14 protein-coding genes are annotated in these 17496 nt (G+C 40.6%); 13 read left to right on the plus strand and 1 reads right to left on the minus strand.

Annotation, left to right across the window (positions count from 1 at the left end):
• Positions 1 to 363 precede the first annotated feature (363 nt).
• The 13 genes from FPK91_RS11655 (at position 364) to FPK91_RS11715 (ending at position 17263) form a co-directional block, all read left to right on the plus strand.
• On the plus strand, positions 364 to 1140 hold the full coding sequence (locus tag FPK91_RS11655; RefSeq protein ID WP_144211413.1) for a hypothetical protein: 777 nt from the start codon (positions 364 to 366) through the stop codon (positions 1138 to 1140).
• Between the two features lie 84 nt (positions 1141 to 1224).
• Positions 1225 to 1434 carry a helix-turn-helix transcriptional regulator gene (locus FPK91_RS11660; protein ID WP_144211414.1) on the plus strand — a complete coding sequence of 70 codons (210 nt, stop codon included), beginning with the start codon at positions 1225 to 1227 and terminating at the stop codon, positions 1432 to 1434.
• Positions 1435 to 1448: 14 nt separating this feature from the next.
• Positions 1449 to 1658, plus strand: coding sequence for a helix-turn-helix transcriptional regulator (locus tag FPK91_RS11665; RefSeq protein ID WP_144211415.1), 210 nt, complete (start codon positions 1449 to 1451; stop codon positions 1656 to 1658).
• 361 nt (positions 1659 to 2019) lie between these two features.
• Positions 2020 to 2832, plus strand: a complete 813-nt coding sequence (locus FPK91_RS11670) for a YagK/YfjJ domain-containing protein (protein ID WP_227006552.1) — start codon at positions 2020 to 2022, stop codon at positions 2830 to 2832.
• Between the two features lie 214 nt (positions 2833 to 3046).
• Positions 3047 to 3697: an HGGxSTG domain-containing protein gene (locus FPK91_RS11675; RefSeq protein WP_144211417.1), complete on the plus strand. Its 651-nt coding sequence runs from the start codon at positions 3047 to 3049 to the stop codon at positions 3695 to 3697.
• A gap of 240 nt (positions 3698 to 3937) precedes the next feature.
• A complete protein-coding gene (hsdR, locus tag FPK91_RS11680; protein WP_144211418.1) occupies positions 3938 to 7498 on the plus strand; it encodes a type I restriction-modification system endonuclease in 3561 nt (1186 codons plus the stop codon).
• A gap of 259 nt (positions 7499 to 7757) precedes the next feature.
• Positions 7758 to 8870: a protein adenylyltransferase Fic gene (gene fic, locus FPK91_RS11685; protein ID WP_144211419.1), complete on the plus strand. Its 1113-nt coding sequence runs from the start codon at positions 7758 to 7760 to the stop codon at positions 8868 to 8870.
• 107 nt (positions 8871 to 8977) lie between these two features.
• Positions 8978 to 10648 carry a class I SAM-dependent DNA methyltransferase gene (locus FPK91_RS11690; protein ID WP_144211420.1) on the plus strand — a complete coding sequence of 557 codons (1671 nt, stop codon included), beginning with the start codon at positions 8978 to 8980 and terminating at the stop codon, positions 10646 to 10648.
• Entirely contained in the window at positions 10645 to 12405 is a 1761-nt protein-coding gene (locus tag FPK91_RS11695; RefSeq protein ID WP_144211421.1) for a restriction endonuclease subunit S, read from the plus strand. Before FPK91_RS11690 ends, FPK91_RS11695 begins: the two co-directional genes overlap by 4 nt.
• On the plus strand, positions 12405 to 13988 hold the full coding sequence (locus FPK91_RS11700; protein WP_144211422.1) for an ATP-binding protein: 1584 nt from the start codon (positions 12405 to 12407) through the stop codon (positions 13986 to 13988). The genes FPK91_RS11695 and FPK91_RS11700 overlap by 1 nt, the downstream gene beginning before the upstream one ends.
• Positions 13975 to 14838, plus strand: coding sequence for a hypothetical protein (locus tag FPK91_RS11705; protein WP_144211423.1), 864 nt, complete (start codon positions 13975 to 13977; stop codon positions 14836 to 14838). Before FPK91_RS11700 ends, FPK91_RS11705 begins: the two co-directional genes overlap by 14 nt.
• A gap of 43 nt (positions 14839 to 14881) precedes the next feature.
• Positions 14882 to 15631 (plus strand): HNH endonuclease, encoded by a 750-nt coding sequence (locus FPK91_RS11710; protein WP_227006553.1) that lies wholly within the window; start codon positions 14882 to 14884, stop codon positions 15629 to 15631.
• 87 nt (positions 15632 to 15718) lie between these two features.
• Entirely contained in the window at positions 15719 to 17263 is a 1545-nt protein-coding gene (locus FPK91_RS11715) for a phospholipase effector Tle1 domain-containing protein (protein ID WP_144211424.1), read from the plus strand.
• A 78-nt stretch (positions 17264 to 17341) separates the two neighbouring features.
• On the opposite strand, the gene FPK91_RS20925 is transcribed toward FPK91_RS11715, so the two are convergent.
• On the minus strand, positions 17342 to 17491 hold the full coding sequence (locus FPK91_RS20925; RefSeq protein ID WP_158638087.1) for a hypothetical protein: 150 nt from the start codon (positions 17489 to 17491) through the stop codon (positions 17342 to 17344).
• Positions 17492 to 17496 lie beyond the last annotated feature (5 nt).

Here is a 17496-nt window from a genome sequence, read left to right on the forward strand (position 1 = left end):
CCCCCATATGTACCCCCATCTAACCATAGGAACTGATACTAACCAATACCAATGAGAACAACTACCGCTCGTTAGCTATTGATAAATAAGAATTTATAATATCAAATCAAGCTCTGTGAAAACCAATGAAAACAGCAGGAAGCAATTTACGGCATGAACTAAGAAGCAATTCTTAAGCTGTTGTATTGAAACGGGCTTTCCAGCAATGGAAAGCCCGTTTTTGTTAGTTTGCTACACACCGTGCTACACACCGTTAATGTATCCTTGTGGTAGGCCTAAGCTTCACTGCACATAAAAGCTTAGAAAAATTTAGCCAACTTTAAAAATTTATCTCATATATCTAAATAAACTGAAACTAATAATATGAACAAAGGCACTTGTACAAATATTGAGTCACTATTTGAAATTGAAACAAGCGATATCAATACATATACACAAGAAGTAGATATTACTTTTATCTACGATGAAATTTCAACGATCCATAAACAAGTCGAAAAACTAAAACAGATTGCTAATTCACCATTTGAAGTTTTTTCAGCTAACCCTTATGAAGAAGATGAAAAGTTTGACTTTTCCTATCTTCAAAAGGTTGTTCGGCAATCTCTTGTTGTTAAAAGTACTGCAGATATACATAAAAATTTAAGTGAGATGGTATCGCAAGCCAATAGTAACGATACATCAGCATCGCTTGAGAAGTATCAAGTAATATTGATGTACAACCTTATGTTGTTCTACAAGATGATTGGCGAATACAATCAATTCATTCAAAATTACTCATATATAAGACGAACTAAAATTGCAGATGCTAAAGCTTCGTTTGATGAATACGAAAAATTTGAAACTGAATATTCTGTAGCGATGGAATTTGCTTACGACGTATTCAATCACTTTTATACTCAAGCGCAAAACCGCTTCTATAAAATGAACACTCTCATTAATACTATTGAAGAATATTGTATTAACCAAAGAGTCCCATTCCCAAAATCCAGAAAAAGCAAAGCATACGCGCATTTTTATTTTTCTATCAGCGACATAGCAACTAAAGAAGCTAGATCACCAGGTCGTAGTTTAAAAGAATATAGTGTCATCGATTCAAAAGATTTTGCCAAAAACTACGGAAGTCTACTGGTTAAAAATTAATTACCCCACTCCCCCCCATGTACCTATTTATTGGTGCGTAAATACTTAAAAATCACTCCCGAACAAACTTAAACGGGAGTGACCATGACTACATCAAATCAAACATTACCAGACCGCATCGTTCGCGAAGCTGAACGTAAAACTATTACCACTATTTCACGCAGCACTGCTTGGACACAAGAACGTAAAGGAACTTTCCCAAAACGCCGTAAACTTTCACCTCATAATAATACTGTCGGCTGGCTACTATCAGAACTTAATGAGTGGGTAACTTCCCGTCCAACCGTAAATTGAAGGGAATAAACGGTATGGCTCAAAAGCACATTGATCATCTTGAAATGTATATTGATGAAAACCGATTAATTAAAAGACAAAAAATTCTAGAATTGTTAGATATTAGCTCTTCAACATTAAGAAGGTGGATCAAATCAGGAAAGTTTCCACCACCCATAGAAAATCAAGACGCTCATTTGAAATGGCAATTTAAAGACGTTCATGAATGGTTAACTAATCGATGAATTAAAAGCAGGTTCAGCCTGCTTTTTTTACAAATGTAGATGACTCACTTTGAAGCATAAACAACACATAGAAACGCAAGCTAAGAAGCCTTCAAACCCTGACATACTGCATAGTGCAGACTAGAACCAGCAACGCAATACGGCGGATATTAAATAATATACCGCCACTAAACCAACCAAATGTCTAATTATAAGAATAATCACGATGTCGATTAAAACTAAGCCACGTAATTTACACAAACCTATTGCTAAGTCATACAAGCGAATGTTCTGTATCAATCAGCACAACTCAAATTTATTCGCTTACAAGGACCATGCGTACCATGTCTTCAAGCCTAAAAAAAAGTCCTTAAACAAGAGTATGGTTAACACTATTATCTCTGATTATGAAATTATACTGAGTCATTACAGTCGAGTATTCGTTACTAGAATTGAACTGCACCCAAATACTTACTCAGCAGATAACAAAGTTATTAGGCAGTTCTTAAAGCAACTAACATCATTTCTATCTGACGAATACCAAAGTAAGGTCATTTATCACTGTGCCAGAGAGCAAGAAACATCAGAGCGCGAACATTACCATCTTGAACTAATGCTTAGTGCTCATAAAGTTAACTATTCCGACCGAATACTATCGCTAGTTAAAGCAATGTGGGAGATGCATGCTAATGGGACTGTAGCATTCGTCGATAATCCCTACTGCATAGCGCATAGAGGCAATAAAGCTTCGCTCAAACATGCTATTTATCGATCCAGCTATCTGGCTAAAGAACACACCAAAGAGCTCAATGGTAAAGCTAAAGGCTTCTTAAGTAATAAGCTTCCAGCAGCAAAAACCTTTGACCCTACTAATGATCTCATGCTGGTGGACCCATACATCACATTGGAGAGAAATAGACGAAAGCAGGCATTTAAGCTAGCTCAATCAAATACACCACAACCTAGAAGCCAGATAAGTAAGCCATCAAAATATGGCTGGTTTAATACCTTATCCCACGCTCAGCAACTAAAAGAGTGTATAGCCTCAAGAACCACCAGCTTAAATCATCTAACCGATAGGTTCCCAATACAAAACAGGCAAACCTATCGATACAAGAACGCATTGATCAATGAACTTTCTCAGGACGTGATCACTATTAAATTTAATTGTGATCACTCCAGTAGCACCTCATGAACCGAAAAGTGATCACTTTTTATTGATCACTTGAGTCACCAATAATTAAGAATACGAGCACTAGTAAACAGTAGGAAACAAGTTACACCGGGGTCTTGTGAAAAAATAGAGTGATCAAAGCCCTACCCTTTTTTCAAAATGCAAAACAAAGCCCATGAACCGAAGAAACATTAAAAGGTGATCACTTCAGTGATCACTAAAAATAGGAGTGATAATGGCTAAGTTTAACCTAGAGAGCCTAGCTAAATGCGGTGCAAAGACCAGAAGTGGAAAGCCATGCCAACGCTACGGTAATAAGACAAATGGCCGCTGTAAGTTACATGGAGGGCGCTCAACAGGTGCAAAAACAAAAGAAGGTAAGTTAGCAGTTAGAGTTAATGCACTCCTGAATAACTTTATGTGGTTTTGTGATAACCACTTTTACATGAAAATCAGTAAATCTGACATGGAAAGAGCGATCAAGGCTTATCTAAACCTAGTAGACCTAACCAACCTGAAATATAACGAGCTACAAAACCAAGTTATCGATATTGTCAGTGAGTATCGTGTTGAGCTAGAAACAGCCAAGTACTACATAGAAAAATATGAGGGACCAGAAGCCTTAGTTATTATCCAATCAGCTTTAGATCACTACTATAAAGACAATGCAAATGAACACTTACACTTCCATGTATACACCCCCATATATCCCACTCCTTTTTATCACCGAATCCATGGTTCAAAAGCCGAAGATGCTCTGTTTACAAAAATGCAGGTTAAAACAATAAACAAAAAAGGCTGCTTCTACTCTGGTCGCGTCTGCCTTAGTCCTATGCAAAAAGAATTCAAGAAGCAGCTAAAAGACTCTAAAGAAAAACACACCTAGCTTCACCAGATGCGGCGTTGAGACATAATCAATCACTTGGAAACTCGGATTGATTATATTTACACCTAACGCAGTACCGCCTAAAAACTTATTTACCCTCTTATTATCAGATAAATATGGTTGTTTTTTGTATCCTATTAAAGCAAAGTGATGTCAGCTTATGTTTTGATCTGTACGTTACCGTTTTAATTAAGAAAATTGCTCCACTACATTGGACGTTTTAGTTGCAAAGAGGAAGTCATGACAGGACCAAATAGCGTTAACGCGACCACCGCGGTAGGTAACTTCGATTTCCTTAAAGAGCATGACCCCATACTTCTGCAGCTAGCGCAAAGTGCTGAACGCGCTTTCTCTAGTGACCCCAATACCACATTAGTTAAACTGCGCCAGTTTGCTGAAGCCATTTCGCAAGATTTAGCGATGCGCTGCAGTATTGAATTTGACGACCAAACTAGCCAAGCAGACCTGCTGTTTCGTATTAACCGTGAGCTACGCCTAGAGTCACAGATCATCAGCCTATTTCATGGGCTACGAAAGGCAGGTAACCAAGCGGTACATCAATTCAAAACCGAACATAAATCCGCATTAGCAGGTATCAAAGTTGCCCGTGATATCGCGATTTGGTATCACAAAGCTTTTGGCAGCCTAGGAATAAGCTTCAAACCGACCGCATTTGTAAAACCAACTGACCCAAGTACTGAACTTGATGCCTTACAAACGCAGATCAAGCTGCTTGCTAGCCAATTGGTAGAAAATAATGAACAGCTTGAAACTAACCAGCAACTCACTGCTTTACTCGCACGAGAAAAAGAAGAGTTTGCAGTTCTTGCAGAACAAATGGATGCCGAAGCAAGGTTACTCGCCGAGCAAGCCAAAACACATGAGCAAGCATTAGCTAATCAGCAAATTGAATTTGATAAAAAGCTCGCTGTAATGCAAAAGCAGTTTGAACAACAAACTGAAGACGCGCTAAAGCTTGCTAAAGCTCAACGGAAAGAAGTTTCCAACCTAACGAATAAAGCGACTAAAAACTTCACCTTAAATGAAGAACTAACTCGTGTGCTTATTGATGAACAGCTCATTGATGCTGGCTGGACGGCCGATAGCGAAGAGCTAGATTATCGAAAAGGCACAAGACCAGAAAAAGGTCAAAACCTTGCTATCGCTGAATGGCCTACCTTGCATCAAGGCGATAAAGGTCGAGCTGATTATGTTCTTTTTTGTGGGCTAGTCCCTATAGGAGTGGTTGAAGCTAAGAAAGAGAATACCAATGTGGCTGGTAAAATTGGTCAAGCTGAGCGTTATTCAAAAGGCTATAAAATAGTTAACCCTCAGCAAGGTGCATGGGTCTTGGAAGGTAGAACCGTGGCTTGGGCTGACGAAGCAGAGGGTCACTACCATATACCTTTTGTCTATTCGTGTAACGGCCGCGAGTTTAATAAGCAACTGGCCGAGCTATCAGGAATTTGGTTCCGTGATACACGAAAAAACAGTAACGAAGCCCGTGCATTACAAGCATTCCATTCCCCAAATGGATTACTAGACAGGCTCAAGCGCGATAAAGAACAAGCTGAAAAGTTACTGCAACAAGAAGGCTTTGAATATTTAGGCCTGCGTGATTATCAACAAAAAGCCATTGAGGCAGTTGAAATCGCACTAGAGCAAGATAAAACTGAATGCCTTTTAGCCATGGCAACAGGAACAGGAAAAACTAGAACCATTATCGGTTTGATGTATCGTTTTTTAAAGGCCGAGCGCTTCAATCGAATTTTATTCTTAGTTGATAGAACTGCATTGGGCGAACAAGCCTGTGACTCATTTAATGAAGCTAAGTTAGAACAAAATAAAACCTTATCCTCTATCTATATCATCGCTGAACTTGGCGACATGAAAGCCGAAGCTGAAACTCGTATTCAAGTGGCAACCGTTCAAGCTATGGTGCAGCGCATCTTTATGTCTGATACGCCACCAGCACTGGATGAATTTGACTGTATCATTGTTGATGAAGCTCACCGTGGTTATGCCCTTGACCAACAGATGACAGAAGGTGAGCTCGCTAACCGCGATGCACGCCAATATCTATCCAGTTATCGCAGAGTCTTAGATTACTTCGATGCTGTGCGTATAGGTTTAACCGCAACACCTGCAAAACATACTAGCGATATATTCGGTAAACCTGTTTATACCTATAGCTACCGAGAAGCCGTTGCAGCAGATTGGCTGATTGATCACGAGCCACCCATTCGCTATGAAACCTTACTGACTCAAAATGGCATCAAGTTTGAGAAGGGAGAGAAAGTCTCGGCATTGAACACCCAAACTGGTGAAATAGAAACAGCTGACTTAGAAGATGAACTCAAATTTGATGTGGAATCATTTAACCGCAGAGTAATAACCAAAAGCTTTAATCAAGTCATTTGCAAACAACTCGCGACAGAGGACTTAGACCCATTCGGTGAAGAGAAAACCTTAATCTTCTGTGCCACTGACTTACATGCTGACATGGTTAAATCAGCGTTAGATGAAGAGTTTAAAACCCTTTATGGTGAGCAGTATAACCAAGCTGCGGTAGCCAAAATTACAGGTCAAAGTTATAAAGTCGCACAACTTATTCGTAAGTATAAAAATGAGACCTACCCTAATATCGCCATCACTGTAGATTTACTCACAACAGGTATCGATGTGCCTAAGATTGGCCATTTAGTATTTTTACGCCGAGTAAAATCGCGCATTCTTTATGAACAGATGATGGGCCGTGCTACCAGACGCTGTGATGATATCGGTAAAACCGTTTTCAAAGTATATGACCCAGTTGATCTTTATAGTGCACTTGAAGAAGTGAATACCATGAAGCCCATCGTTAAAGACCCTAAAATCACCCTAGAACAGCTGGTGGGTGAACTCAGTGATGATGCTCACTTAGAGCAAGCACTTAACACCCCGGGCGAGCAAGCTGGCACGAATGACACCAACAGTAGCCATGCAGATGATGTACTTGATCAGCTCAGCCAAAAAGTTATGCGTATTATGCGTAAAGCAGTTAAAAAAGCTGAAAATAAGCCTGAGCTTAAAACCAAGTTAGATCTACTCGAAGGTATATGGGGCGTCGCACCCGACAAGCTCCACCAGCATCTGCACCAAATAGGTCCTAAGCAAGCAGCGCAATTCTTTAAGCAACACCAAGGCCTGATCAATCAGTTGGCCGAAGTCAGGTTTTTAGCGGGCAGTGATAGCATGCCTGTCATTTATGAAGGACATGACGAATTCGTTAGCCGCCAGCAGAACTACGGCGTACACGAAAAACCTGCCGATTACCTTGAAAGCTTTAATGATTTCATCAAGAAAAATATTAACCTGTCAGCCGCCTTATCGGTGGTAGTTAATAGACCCAAAGATCTCACCCGAGAGCAACTGATAGAAGTAAAGTTACTGCTTGATAACGCAGGGTACAGCGAAGCAAATTTACAAAGTGCGTGGCGCAAAAACACTAACCAAGATATCGCTGCCAGTATTATCGGCTATATCAGGCAAGCTGCATTGGATGAAGCTTTGGTCCCTTTTGAACAACGAGTACACAAGGCAATACAGCGTATTTACAGCGAACACACTTGGAACCCAAATCAGCGAAAATGGCTCGGCAGGCTTGCCAAGCAATTAGTCCACGAAGCTGTCATAGATACCGCATTCATCAATAAACGCTTTGCTGAACATGGCGGCGCAAAGACCTTAAATACCATGCTAGGCGACCAACTCGACACCATACTCGATGAGCTTAATTTATACCTTTGGCAAGCGGGTTAATACTCTGTCACAGGCATGTGGTCGCAGGGACATGTATAGATATTCGTGTTTTCTATACATATAAATTTAACCTGTATAGATATCGCTGTTTTCTATACATGTTGCCAGTGATGTTGATGCAATCGACATAACCACTCAAAACACGCAACACATGTCGATTTAATTATGTTTTATAAACATGTTTGCTTTACATGTCGATTGAATCGACATAAGCTCACTGCACTATCTATTGATGTCGATAAATGAAGGTTTTTTAAACATGAAATGGCAAGCTGAGCAAGCATACAACCATTTGCCGCCCTTACCGCTAGACAGCGAACTAGGGCAATTGGCTGAAACCTTACCCATACTTAAAGCCTGTATTCCTGCCCGTGCTGCCCTTGCTGAGTTAAAGCAAGCTGGTGAACTACTGCCTAATCAGGGGCTACTCATCAATTTACTGCCACTGCTTGAAGCGCAAGGCAGCAGCGAGATTGAAAACATTGTCACCACTACCGACAAGCTATTTCAGTACGCTCAAGAAGACAGCCAAGCCGACCCTATGACCAAAGAGGCGCTGCGTTATCGCACCGCCTTATATCAAGGCTTTACCGAGCTAACCAGCAGGCCATTGTGTATTACCACCGCATTAGAAATTTGCAGCACCATCAAATCTGTGCAAATGGATGTGCGTAAAGTACCAGGTACCAGTTTAACCAATCAGGCCACTGGTGAAGTTATCTATACTCCACCAGCAGGCGAGAACGTTATTCGTGACTTACTAAGCAACTGGGAAGCCTTCTTACACAATCAAGATGATGTAGATCCACTGATTAAAATGGCCATGGCCCATTACCAGTTTGAAGCCATACATCCTTTTATTGATGGTAATGGCCGTACTGGCCGCGTGCTCAATATTCTTTACCTTATCGACCAACAACTGCTTAGTGCACCTATCTTGTACCTAAGCCGTTATATCGTCGCTAACAAGCAAGATTATTACCGCTTACTGCTTAACGTAACCACCAAGCAAGATTGGCAAGCGTGGATTATCTTTATCCTTAACGCGGTCGAGCAAACGGCTAAATGGACCACCCACAAAATTGCAGCAGCCCGTGAATTAATTGAACACACTACTGAATATGTGCGTCAGCAGTTACCTAAAATCTACAGCTACGAGCTAGTGCAAGTGATATTCGAGCAACCCTACTGCCGTATTCAAAACTTAGTCGAAAGTGGCTTAGCTAAGCGTCAAACCGCCTCAGTTTACTTAAAGCAGCTATGTGATATTGGTGTGCTTGAAGAGGTGCAATCGGGGAAAGAGAAGCTATTTGTTCACCCTAAATTTGTCACCCTAATGACCCAAGACAGTAACCAGTTCAACCCCTATTAACTTAAGAGGCTGAACTTGAGAGCGATTAAGCTCGACCTATAAAGAACCCAAACATATAAGCCTAGTGAATTAATCATTAGTCGAAATTAATTAATTGAGAACATAAAATGAGCACTTTAAATAGCAACGATATTGTCCAAAAGCTTTGGAATCTCTGTGACGTACTGCGTGACGACGGTATTAACTACTCCGATTACGTCACCGAGCTCGTGCTGCTGCTGTTTATTAAAATGGTGCACGAGAACAGCGAGGCAGGCTTACTGAGCGAGCACACCATGCCAATAGGCTGTCGTTGGGGTGACTTAAGTGATAAAGATGGCATCAACTTACTCAATGACTATAAAAATATCTTGATGACCCTATCCACAGGAAAACGCCGTGAAGTAGACCCTGAAGATCCAAAAAATACCATTGAAAAAACAGTTGTAACAGACCCACTGATTCTTGCTATTTATGCCGATGCACAAACACGCCTGCGTGAGCCTCGCCACTTAAAGCAATTGATCAAATCACTAGATAGTATCAATTGGTTCGATGCTCAAAAAGATGGCCTCGGTGACCTATATGAAGGCTTATTAGAAAAAAATGCTAACGAAACTAAATCAGGTGCAGGGCAGTACTTCACTCCTCGTGCTCTCATTGATTCGATAGTTCGCTGTGTAAAACCCAAAGCAGGTGAGTTGATTCAAGACCCTGCGGCAGGAACTGCTGGTTTCCTTATTTCAGCACATAAATTCATCAAAGCTAATACAGATGAACTGTATGACCTAACTGGACAGAATGGCCTGCCTACCCGTGAAGACCAAATCAAGAAGAATTACATCGGTATTGAGTTAGTCCCCAACACCCGCCGTTTAGCACTTATGAACTGTTTGCTCAATGGCATAGAAGGTGGCAAAGATGGTGCTATTCAGCTAGGTAATGCCCTTGGGGAAGCTGGTGTTACACTTAAACAAGCAAATGTGATCCTTGCCAACCCTCCGTTTGGAACAAGTAAAGGCGGTGATGCATCGATTACTCGTAAGGATTTAACCTACCCCACCAGCAACAAACAGCTGGCGTTCTTGCAGCACATCTACCGCAACTTAAAGGCGGGTGGCCGTGCCGCCGTAGTCCTGCCAGATAACGTTTTGTTTGAATCCGGTGTCGGCACCGATGTTCGCCGCGATTTAATGAACAAGTGTAACCTGCACACTATTTTGCGCCTGCCAACAGGCATCTTCTACGCAGCAGGTGTTAAAACCAATGTGCTGTTTTTTACCAAAGGCAGCGAAAAGGATATTCGCCAAGAAGAAAACTGCACCACTAACACTTGGGTCTATGATCTGCGTACCAACATGCCAAACTTTGGTAAACGCACCCCGTTTGGTGAGCAACACTTAACCCCATTTGAGGCCGTGTATAACACACCCTTGGTCGAACGGGTTGAAGGCGAATGGTCGTTTAATGCCGAAGAAGCTGAAGTCGATACAAAAGCGATTGAGGATAGCAAGAAAGCGCAGCAAGGAGCCGAGCAAACGCAACAAGCAAGCGACAGCCCTGAGCGTCCCATAGCAAAGAGCCGTTGGCGTGTCTTTAGGCGCGACTTCATTCGTGACACTAAAGGTGACTCACTAGATATCTCATGGCTGAAAGATGCTAACAGTGTCGATGCTGCGGATTTAGGTACGCCAGAAGAGCTGGCAGGCGAAGCAATGACAGAGCTTAAAGGGGCGCTGAAAGATTTGGAGAAGTTGGTGAAGTCGCTAGCGCCTAAAAAAGCTGAGGTGAAGGGATGAGCGTATTAGATTCATTACCGGAGGCTTGGATTGGTGTCCGTGGGGGGGATTATGTTACCAATGAAAAAAATGACATTGTAGATGGTCCTTTTGGTTCAAATCTTAAATCATCAGAGTACGTTGACTCAGGTATACCAATAGCTAGACTGCAAAATGTTAAGCGTTTCAATTTTATCGATAAAAACATTAGGTTTGTTACTAATGAAAAAGCTGATTTTTTGCAAAGACACAGTTTTAAATCTGGTGATATTTTAATTTCAAAGCTTGGCGATCCTTTAGGATTAGCTTGTATTGTGCCAGAATCTTTTACTCGTGGAGTAATAGTTGCCGACTTAGTTCGCTTAAGACATGACTCACAAATTACTTCGGCTAAATTTCTTACATACCTTCTTAACTCTGAAGTCGTAATAAAGCAAATCGCTGGACACGTTAAAGGAACAACCCGGCCACGTATTAACTTATCAGTAGTCAGAGGGTTAGAACTACCATTCCCCCCACTAGCCGAACAAAAAGTCATTGCCGACAAGCTGGATGAGCTGCTGGCGCAGGTGGAAAGCACCAAGGCCCGCCTCGATGCCATCCCCACTATCTTAAAATCTTTCCGCCAATCCGTCCTCGCCGCCGCCGTCAGTGGCAAATTGACAGAAGAGTGGCGTGGTGAGAATGATTTCTTAAAAGCCGCTTCAATTTCTGAAATAGAAGAGCTTTGGATCTCTCGCTATAAAGCTTTAGGTAAGAAGTTTAAAAGTCCAAAAGTAACACCTATCCAAGATGAACTTATGAACTTACCTAGTAGCTGGCTTTGGACTCAAATAGGCTTAGTGTGTGATGTATACGTAGGTGCTACTCCTAGTCGGAAAAATGAAGCTTATTGGAATGGAAAGATTAATTGGGTGAGTAGCTCTGAAGTGGCTTTCTGTCGAATAAACGAGACAAAGGAATCCATAACTGATGTGGGCCTAAAATGTACATCAACTAATATCCATCCTATAGGGACTGTCATGCTTGCTATGATTGGTCAGGGAAAAACCCGTGGTCAACCTGCAATTTTAGATATTGAAGCATGTCATAACCAGAACACCGCGGCGATCCGTGTTTTGGATAGCCACTGTTTATCTGAATACCTTTATTATTTCTTATACGAACGCTACGAAGAAACACGCAGAGTAGGCTCGGGCAACAACCAGCAAGCAATGAACAAGACAGTAGTCCAGTCATTAGCGTTTCCACTACCACCAATCGAAGAGCAAACCGAAATCGTCCGCCGTGTCGAAGAGCTATTCGCCTTTGCCGATAAAGTCGAAGCTCAGGTTAATGAAGCACAGGCACGTGTCAATAACCTCACCCAGTCGATACTCGCTAAAGCCTTTAGAGGCGAGCTGACCGCCAATTGGCGCGCCGCTAACCCTGAATTAATTTGCGGCGAAAACAGCGCTAGTGCTCTGCTTGAACGCATTAAAACCGAACGTGAAGCACTTGTATTAGCAGCTAAATCTACAAAGAAAAAGCCTGCAAAGAAGGCCAGTCTTAAGAAGGTTACTGCTAAAAAGACTCAAGATACCACTATTAATAGAAGTCTGAGCCTTGTTGAATCAGTCATTGCTGATGGCGTAGCACATAAGCCTCAGGATATTTTTGATAAGCTAACACCTGACCTCTCGATGACTCAAGTTTTTAATGAAATAAGTAAATTGCTTAGTGATAATAAGATTGAAGAAAAAACAGTTGATGGAATAACAGGATTTTTCATTAAATAATGAAACTACAATACTTAAAAATTAATTCAGAGTTTAAAAACCTGAACGGTGTGGAGATACGATTTTCAGATAATGAGAATCGTACAGTCATCATAGGTCAAAATGGTACTGGGAAGTCAAATATCATTGAGGCGATTGTACAAATATTTAAGTATTTAGATACAGGTAACCCACCCCCCTTCTCCTATGAGATGAAGTATAAAATTGGTGAAGCTAGTTTAGAAACTTGGCTTAATATCAATGCGAATTTATCAAGAGAGACTATTTACGAGATAAAGTTTCAAGAACATTCACCTGGAAGTATCTCTGAGTGGCAAGGTGTCGATATTGCCAAGGTAAAGCGCGATAAAGATGGTCTATCGCATTTTCTACCTCGAAATATCTTTGCCTATTATTCGGGGCCAAGTGATCGGTTAGAGTCACTATTTTTTGACTCTAGAAGAGACTTTTATCTTCAAGTCATCAAAGAGGATGCTAATATTCGAGACAATATTAGGCCTTTCTTTTACGCCAAACCCTTCCACAGTCAGTTTTCGTTATTATCATTTTTTGTAGCGCGTGGCGTACCACATGCCACCAAGTTTTTGAAACAAGAGCTATCGATTGCCAGCTTTGAATCAGCCACATTCTACTTAACAAGGCCTGCTAGTTGGGGGAGCAATGAAGCTAGTGATTTCTGGGGCGCAACAGGAGCAATACGTGACTTTCTAGAGCTATTAAAAAAATACTCTATCGGCCCTATTGAAACACAAGAACCTCAACCAGATTTACTGTCTAAAAGGGTCAAGAAAAAACAAGTAGTGAGTTTTTTCTTACCGAATAAAACCAAGCTAGACGAATTATCCAAAAATATGCGTCCCGAGGATCTATTTAAAATCCTCGAAGCGACCTATCTCTCTGGAATTCTGGACAGAGTTGAAATACAAGTAAAGCAAACCAGATCTAACCAAAATGTAGTTTTTAGCGAGCTAAGTGAAGGCGAGCAACAACTACTCACTATCTTTGGGCTACTTCAGTTTACGGCAAAACGAGATGCGCTATTTTTACTCGATGAACCAGATACTCACTTGAACCCATACTGGGCAGCAAAATACCATAGATTTTTAGAGTTATTCGTTCCTGAAGGGTTTGGTAGTCATATTATTATGACCACTCACCACCCTCTCTCTATTACTGAATTAAATAGAGAACAGATTCAGGTTGTATCAAGAAATGATGCCAGCCAAAAAGTTTCAGTCGACACCCCTAAAAAAAGCCCTAAAGGCATGAGTGTAAATGGTATTTTAACCAGCGATATGTTCGGCCTTTTAACAACATTGGATAACGGTACTCAAGACCTCATTCGAGAAAGAAGGAGCTTAGTTGCAGAAGATAGCAACCCTGAACGATTAGAGGAGCTCAACACTCAACTTGAGCAACTTGGGTATGGTTATATTCATCCTGACGAAGATTATCGCCAGTTTTTAATTGCTCGAAGTAAATACCTTGAATACGGTAAAGAAGTTGCCTCGGTTGAAGCCAGAAAACAAATGATTGAGAACATTCTCAAAGACATGAGGATCTCTTCGAATGAGGCACATTGATAAATCTAAATTCGCAAAATGTAAGACTAAGACTTGGGATAAAAAATCTAAACAGTGGTCCGACAGAGTCAAAGATGCAGCGAACCCAAGTGCAGAAATAAAAGCTATTGGAAATAAATGGAGCTCATTGAAGCGAACTTTTGTAAGTGAATTCGGAGCAAAGTGCTGGTATACCGAGTCACCTCAGATAGGAACTGACTTTGATGTGGATCACTATTGGCCAAAAGGTAGGGTTAAAGATGCTGGTGGCGTTATTGTAAAACAAGGTGATCAGCAGCACCCAGGATATTGGTGGAAAGCTTACGACATAAGTAATTATCGCTATTCATGTATTTTTGCAAACCGAGCAAGGGATGAGGGAGGTAAAGTTGATTACTTCCCCATCGTCGATGAATCAATGCGATGCTGGGGTATAGATGCACCTTGTGATTATAATCATCACTTAATTCTCGATCCGTGCTGTTTAGATGATGTGAAGCTTTTATCTTTTGAGGTTGAAACGGGTCAAACTTCATCGGCTGTAACCTATGATGAAAACCCTATTGGTTTTGAAAAGGTTAGACTCTCTAAGACCTTATTGAACCTTGATCATGAAACAATCACACCTCACAGATTGAAAGCAATTAAAGATGTTCAATCCAGTATTATGCTTCTTAAATTAACATCCGGTCTTAATGATGCAGATTTAAATGATGAATACCGCCATGGAATAGCTGAGGCCAAAGAAAGGTTAAAAAACCTTTGTAACCGTAAAAGCTCTTTTAGTGCAGCAGCAACTCAACACATTTTACCAAATAAAGATGCACCATTTTTAGCAGATTTAGTCGGTGAGTTAGACCTTACGCCATAGATATTCTGCCACCCGCAACTTGCTCGAAATTAAAGGGGCTTTAATGATGAACAAAGAGATCACATCAGCTCAACTACAGCAGGTCTATGATCTGGGTTGCTTGTTTGCATTACAAAAGCTCTCGCTAGAAGAAGCACTAGAAAAGCTGGTTGGCTCATTGGATATGAACCAAACATCTGCGACTAATTACATGCACAATTTTGAAGCATTCCGTGCAGGTAAGGTATACAAACGTGCTATGGGCGCCTTGTCCTATGAAATCTTTTTGTCTCGTTTCTATAAAGACCTTTCTGTATCTGAATTTGAACGAGTAATGGAGTCCGTTGAACTGCACCTAGAATATCGATGGTCTAAATCTAAGGCAAAACACTTAGAAATAAGGACGCTGGTGGACTCATATAAAGTCAAACTAGCTTCACAAGTAGTTAGCCCTATTTATCCCGATGAAGTCCATGAGCAGCCTACAGAGTTAATTGAGGGTGCGATCAGGCAAGTTACCATCAATGCCTATGAGCGAAACCCTAAAGCCAGAGCTGCATGCATTGAGGAATACGGAGCCACTTGCCAAGTCTGTGACTTTAACTCTGAGGCTAAATACGGTGATATTGGAAAAGGCTTTATTCATGTTCACCATAAAGTAGATATAGCCACTATTGGCGAAAGCTACCAAGTCGATCCTATTAACGACCTAATACCTGTATGCCCCAACTGCCACGCCATGCTTCATACCGAAAAACCAGCAATGAGTATTGAGAAGTTGAAGCAGATAATCGATAACGACAAAGTCAACTAACGGCTAGGTGCAGTAGCTAATATTGGTTTTGACACATTTCTCAAACAGAACCAGATTTCACCTGATATTCCAACAAAGGATTACCACATGAAACCAACGTTGTTTTTTTATTTGTTTTTACTGTCCGGCTGCCAGCAGATAGCCCCAACAAACATTGATAAAATTGAAGAACAGCAGAATGTTAATAATCAATCTGAAATTGATAAATCAATTTTACCAAGTAACTATGAGATTACAGGTTTTTCAACCTGTCCTATAGATAGAGAAGCTCTACAAACTCTAATACATGTAAAAAATGGTTTCTTGATACCAAACTCAAATTTAGGAAATACTGTTAATAATACCTCATTGTCCATAGAGGAAATGAATCAATGGCTTCACGTTTTCAACCGCATTGAAAACTCTTTCCCGCCAGCTGTATTTAATTTTGATGATGAAAGGCAGGTGTCTTTTTTCATTTTTGACGGGACTTGGAACGATAAAGATAATGGAGAGCCAAATACTGTTCCAGCGAAACTACATCACCAGCTAATTCAATCACAAGACCATAGAGTTAAAACACACTACTATCATGGAGTTGGAACAAGAACAACATTGATTAAAGAGCTTTCGGAAGGGGTTACAGGTAACGGAGCAGAAGAGAGAGCAATTCAAGCGCTTGACGAACTCAAAGCTCAAACAGAGAAAACTGGAATAGCTCCTCATGTTTATTCGATTGGTTTTAGTCGGGGAGCAGCCAGCGCTAGGCACTTTTTAAACCTTGTAGACGATTACTACTTCCAAGAAAAATCATTTCATTCAAGTGAGAATTTGTTGTTTTCAAAACCCCGTCTTTATTCAATGCTTTTTGATACTGTAGCAACAGGACAATTAGACAATTTAAGGCTTGAAATTCCACTAAGTACTATGTCTGTTATACATTTTGTTGCTACATCAGAGGAAAGAACACATTTCCCAATAACAAGAATTAATGTCCCTACAAATGATTTAATAATTGAAGAGACAATTGTAGAAGTGGATTTACCAGGAGTTCACAGTGATATTGGGGGCGGGTATGGTGATACTCTCGAAAAGCTCTCTCATTCTCTAGCTAATCTGTGGTTAGAAAAGCAAGGGATTTACCTTCCATCTATAGACTATGATATCCAAGGTCTTTTGAATATGGGGAGAAACGACTCTAGATGGTTACCTTTAGGAAAAATCGACAGCAATAACAAGCGTAAAGAATCTCCAAATAAAGTTACTGAACAATTTACTCTTACCGATCCTAATATAGAAACAGATCTGAATGAAATGTTGGAAAGAGCAGCTCTTCTAGCTACAAGTGCTACACAAACCCTCTTAAGGCAAAGACAAAAAATAGACTCAGGGGAAAAACAAACATTTCAAGGGTTAGTGATTAACCTTTATCCAAAAGACTACTCACTTAAAGTGAATACTAATTGTCCCGAAAGTGTTTCGATAAACAAAAGTGAAGGTGTTATTGAAGTTTTAGGTCAGCCTTTTATAGCGTTAACTCCTGAGTATTTGAAGCAGCTGAGGTCAACTGATGGATTAATTCACACATACCCTGCTCCTAATAAGCAAAACTATATTCCAAATTCACTGTACCACAACACAACCAAACCGTAACAAATGCATAGCAAGCAGACACTGATTAAAAAATTAAAAAACCAATAAACATTCAGACCTATTTTTATTGTTGCTATGCTACCTATAAGAATGATCAGGGCTTACGGATATAGAACAAGGTGAGCATAATCGCTTCTGAAAAGGTAAGCGTTCGCCAATTGATTCTAAAGTCACTTCAAACAAATCAACGTTACCAACAGCTAACATTGATACTTTAACTTCAGACATAACCA

The organism is Shewanella donghaensis (assembly GCF_007567505.1).
GTDB classification, from domain to species: domain Bacteria; phylum Pseudomonadota; class Gammaproteobacteria; order Enterobacterales; family Shewanellaceae; genus Shewanella; species Shewanella donghaensis.